The organism is Streptomyces sp. NPDC007162 (assembly GCF_040634175.1).
Taxonomy (GTDB): domain Bacteria; phylum Actinomycetota; class Actinomycetes; order Streptomycetales; family Streptomycetaceae; genus Streptomyces.
The window spans coordinates 1-3,685 of record NZ_JBEYFC010000718.1; the positions used below are offsets into that span (position 1 = coordinate 1).

General features: G+C 70.1%; 3 protein-coding genes and 1 pseudogene. 2 read left to right on the plus strand and 2 right to left on the minus strand.

Translation table 11 applies throughout. The annotated features are described in order from the left end of the window. Window positions 1-183: 183 nt before the first annotated feature. Window positions 184-288: pseudogene (locus tag ABZ646_RS42690) on the plus strand (amino acid ABC transporter permease); the annotation flags it as partial. Window positions 289-370: 82 nt separating this feature from the next. On the opposite strand, the gene ABZ646_RS42695 reads toward ABZ646_RS42690, so the two are convergent. Both ABZ646_RS42695 and ABZ646_RS42700 read right to left on the minus strand, forming a co-directional pair. After that, window positions 371-1,942, minus strand: a complete 1,572-nt coding sequence (locus tag ABZ646_RS42695; RefSeq protein ID WP_360532044.1) for a CocE/NonD family hydrolase — start codon at window positions 1,940-1,942, stop codon at window positions 371-373. 116 nt (window positions 1,943-2,058) lie between these two features. Beyond that, a complete protein-coding gene (locus ABZ646_RS42700) occupies window positions 2,059-2,823 on the minus strand; it encodes a hypothetical protein (RefSeq protein ID WP_360532047.1) in 765 nt (254 codons plus the stop codon). Window positions 2,824-2,965: 142 nt separating this feature from the next. Between ABZ646_RS42700 and ABZ646_RS42705 the strand changes: the two genes are divergently transcribed. Then, the coding region (locus ABZ646_RS42705; protein ID WP_360532050.1) for a gamma-glutamyltransferase at window positions 2,966-3,685 on the plus strand (720 nt) is incomplete at its 3' end.

The window sequence follows — 3,685 nt, forward strand, 5'->3', positions numbered from 1 at the left end:
GCTCTCGCAGCTGTACGCGGAGGTCGCCGAGGCCTGATCGACGGCCGGGCCAGGGCACCCGGCCGCGAGCCCCGCATAAGCACGGCGTAAATACGGCTTATGCGGGAGCGGCGCGTGTCGCACCGAGGGACCGCTCGCGGCCGGATAGTTTGCGCCGTCGAACCCACCGTCCACGCCCCCGCCACCCACGAGGAGTTCCTCCATGCCGGGAAACGGACCGCGCCGAACCTCGACTACGATGTGCCGTTCATCCCTGTGGTGATGGTGATCTCGCCGATCGCACTTGGATGTACCTGTTGCTCTCGTGGTTCGCCGGCCGGGTGGACGGGAGCGGCAGCCAGGGCCAGGCCCGGCCGGCGGCAGCCGGAGATCACTGCTCGCGCAGCGGAACGGACACGTACGACGGGTCGTTCACCGGCGAGGAGAAGGTCAGCTGCGCGCCGGACGGGTTGTGCTCGATGTAGAGCGGGTCCACCGTGTCGATCACCAGCGCCAGCCGGTGGCCGGCCGGGACGTCGTAGGCCGTGGAGAACAGGTCCAGGTCCACGTCGAACGCCTTGCCGGGCGTCCGGTCGTACCACGTGTACGGCGCGTTGCTGACCAGCTTGCCGAGGCCGAGCGGGCCCACGTCGTAGAGGTAGGCGACGAGGGTGCCGCTCTCCTTGGTCGGGGTCAGGGTGGTGTGCAACCGGGCGGTGCCGCGCACCCGTTGCACACTGCCGTACCGCTCGGACTGCCAGACCGCGGCCCAACGGCGGGGCAGCAGCGGGATGGAGGCGACCGGGGGCAACTTGGCGACCTGGTCGAGGAGTCCGGAGAGCAGCACCACCCCGCCGTCCGCGCCCGAGTCGACGTTCGCGTGGATCGTGGTGGAGCCGGCGAGGTCGAGCCTGTGGCGGACGGCGCCCACCGACTTCCAGTCCGGGTACCCCTCGTAGCCGCCGTCGGTACGGGACTCGAGCTGGACCGGCTGCTCGCGGTCGATGCCGTTGTCCGCGCCCTTGAGGTAGTGGTCGAACCAGCGCTCGGTGTCGGTCCACACGTCGTTGGGCAGCCCGAGCAGGCCGGTCAGTTCGGCGGTGGCGTGGTCACCGGGCCGCAGCTCCAGGCGCTTCGGGACCGTCAGTTTCCCGTAGAAGTCGGCGTACTGGTTGGCCGGGAAGATACTGTCGCTCCAGGCGTTGGCCATGAAGACGGCCGCGCCGTTCTTGTTCAGCTGGTCGACATAGGTCGCGACGGAACGTTTCGCCCCCCATTTGATCATGGCCTGTTCCCGGTCCATGTTCGAGGCGTAGAAGTCCTTGAAGACCTGCGCGGCCTCGGGGCTCTCGCGGCCGGTGAGAGTCGCCGTGCCGTCCAGCAGGGCCGCCGCCTCGACGTGCTGGGTGCGCCCCGAGTAGATCGAGTCGATCAGGTCCGCCCAGCCGCTGAGCGCGCCGACCGCGGTGATCCGCTTGTCGTGCGCGGCGGCCAGCAGGCTGATCCCGGCGCCGTACGACACCCCCGCGATCCCGATGTGCCGTGGATCGGCAGCCGTGTTGGCGAGGGCCCAGTCGATGACCCGGGACGCGTCCGCCACGTCCGGCGGACCGGCCACTTCTATCTGCCCGCCCGACTGCCAGAACCCGCGCACGTTGTAACTGAGCACGATGTAACCGGAGTCCGCGAGCTTCTGGGCCTGGGCCAGATACTCGACCTGGGGGAACGACCAGCTCGTGGGCAGCACGATGAGCGGGTGGTGGTGCGTGGCGTCGGGGCCCGTGGGCGTGACGACGTTCGCCTTCAGGACCGTGCCGCCGTCGCCGGTGATGTCGACGAAGCGGACGGAGCCGGCGGCCTGGGCCGCCGGAGCCAGGCCGACGACGGTACCGGCGATCAGGGCGGCCGCGGCGGCGGCCGCGGCGGTGGTGCGTGGAGCGGTGGTACGACGACCGTGTCCCATCGGTCTCTCCTCACTCGTGTCAGTGCAAAGTGACCAGACGGTAACCGCGACGCCTTACCGGAAGTAACCCGCCGGTAAGTTACGTGCCGGTAAAGATTGTTGAAGTGTGCAGGTACTCAGGACGCGCGGTGGGAGGAGCGCGCGGTCTCGGTCGCCGCCGGTGGCAGCGGTGCCTGTGCGGCACGGGTGACGTCCGCGACCAGTTCGACGACGTCCGGGCCGTACGCCTGCGAGTTGACGACCTTCAGCAGGAGGACGAAGGAACTGTTGCCGTGTTTGCGGGCGAGCCGTTCGTGGTTGCGGGCGAGGTAGCGGGTGGCGGCCTGGTTGGTGATCGCGCGCTGCCCGCAGAACAGGAACACCGGGCGGGCGTCGGGGCGCTGGCCCGCCGTCAGCCGGGCGAGCAGCACATGCTCCGTGATGCCCGGATCCAGCCGGTAGCGCTCGGTGCCGATCTGGAAGGCGCCGCGGTCCGGGCCCGGCTCCGGATCGACGTTGACGCGTATACCGGGCAGCATCGCCGACATGTGGGCGAGCATCCGGCGGTTCGAACCTGGCCCGCCGACACAGAACTCCGTACGCTCCCCGAAGCCCTGCTGGACGTTGTCCTGCGTCACCATCTGGAGATTCGCACCGCAGTCCTTGATCAGCGCGGCCAGCTCCAGCAGCGCGAACACGTCGAACCGGTGCACCGCCGGCTCGGAGGTGGCCGGATCGCGGTTGACGACCAGCAGCGACTCCGAGTTCTCCGGAAGTCCGAAGAAGGCCTGCTGGCGGCGGAGCTTCCGCCGCCAGAGATAGGTGCGGGCCAGCCAGCCGAGCGCGGCGCTGATGCCGGCGGCCACCACACCGAGGACAATGTTGCGCAGGTCGTCATTCATGGGCGCGCATGCTAGCGGGCACCGGTGGCCGGAACGTATCCGTGTTCGAAGTGTGCCAGTCGTATGAAGTGCCCTGAATCCGGCTGTCGGGGCCGCCACCTCGCGGATACGCTGCGCGGACGTTCCCGAACTGGAGGTGCGGATGCGTCGCCCTGTCGCGCGGAAGCTCACCGTCCTGGCGGTCTCGGCCGCCGTGGTGTCGGTAGGGGCGGCCGCGCCCCCGGCCCACTCCGGCGGCACGGCCGTCCGGAAGAGCCCGGTCGCCGTCGGGTACGGCGGCGCCGTCTCCAGCGTCGACGCGGACGCCACCGCCGCCGGGATCGAGGTACTGCGCAAGGGCGGCAACGCGGTCGACGCGGCCGTGGCGACCGCCGCGGCACTCGGCGTCACCGAGCCCTACTCGTCCGGCATCGGCGGAGGCGGCTACTTCGTCTACTACGACGCCAGGTCCCGGACCGTCCACACCATCGACGGCCGCGAGACCGCGCCGCTGACCGCCGACTCGAACCTGTTCGTGGAGAACGGCACACCGCTCGCCTTCGCGGACGCGGTGAGCAGCGGCCTGAGCGTCGGCACGCCGGGCACGCCCGCCACCTGGCAGTCGGCGCTGGACCAGTGGGGGACCGAGCGGCTCGGGACGGTCCTGAAGCCGGCCGAGCGGATCGCCGACAAGGGGTTCGTCGTGGACGACACCTTCCGCTCGCAGACCGCCGCGAACGAGACCCGGTTCCGGTACTTCCCCGACACGGCCAAGCTGTTCCTGCCGGGCGGGCAGCTGCCGGTGGTCGGATCCACCTTCAAGAACCCCGAACTGGCCCGTACGTACCAGGAGCTGGGGAAGAAGGGGATCGGTGCGGTCTAC

Bases quoted from the DNA above. Each gene is read 5' to 3' on its own strand.
- ABZ646_RS42695 (WP_360532044.1), bottom strand. From the start codon at position 1,942: ATGGGACACGGTCGTCGTACCACCGCTCCACGCACCACCGCCGCGGCC.
- ABZ646_RS42700 (WP_360532047.1), bottom strand. From the start codon at position 2,823: ATGAATGACGACCTGCGCAACATTGTCCTCGGTGTGGTGGCCGCCGGC.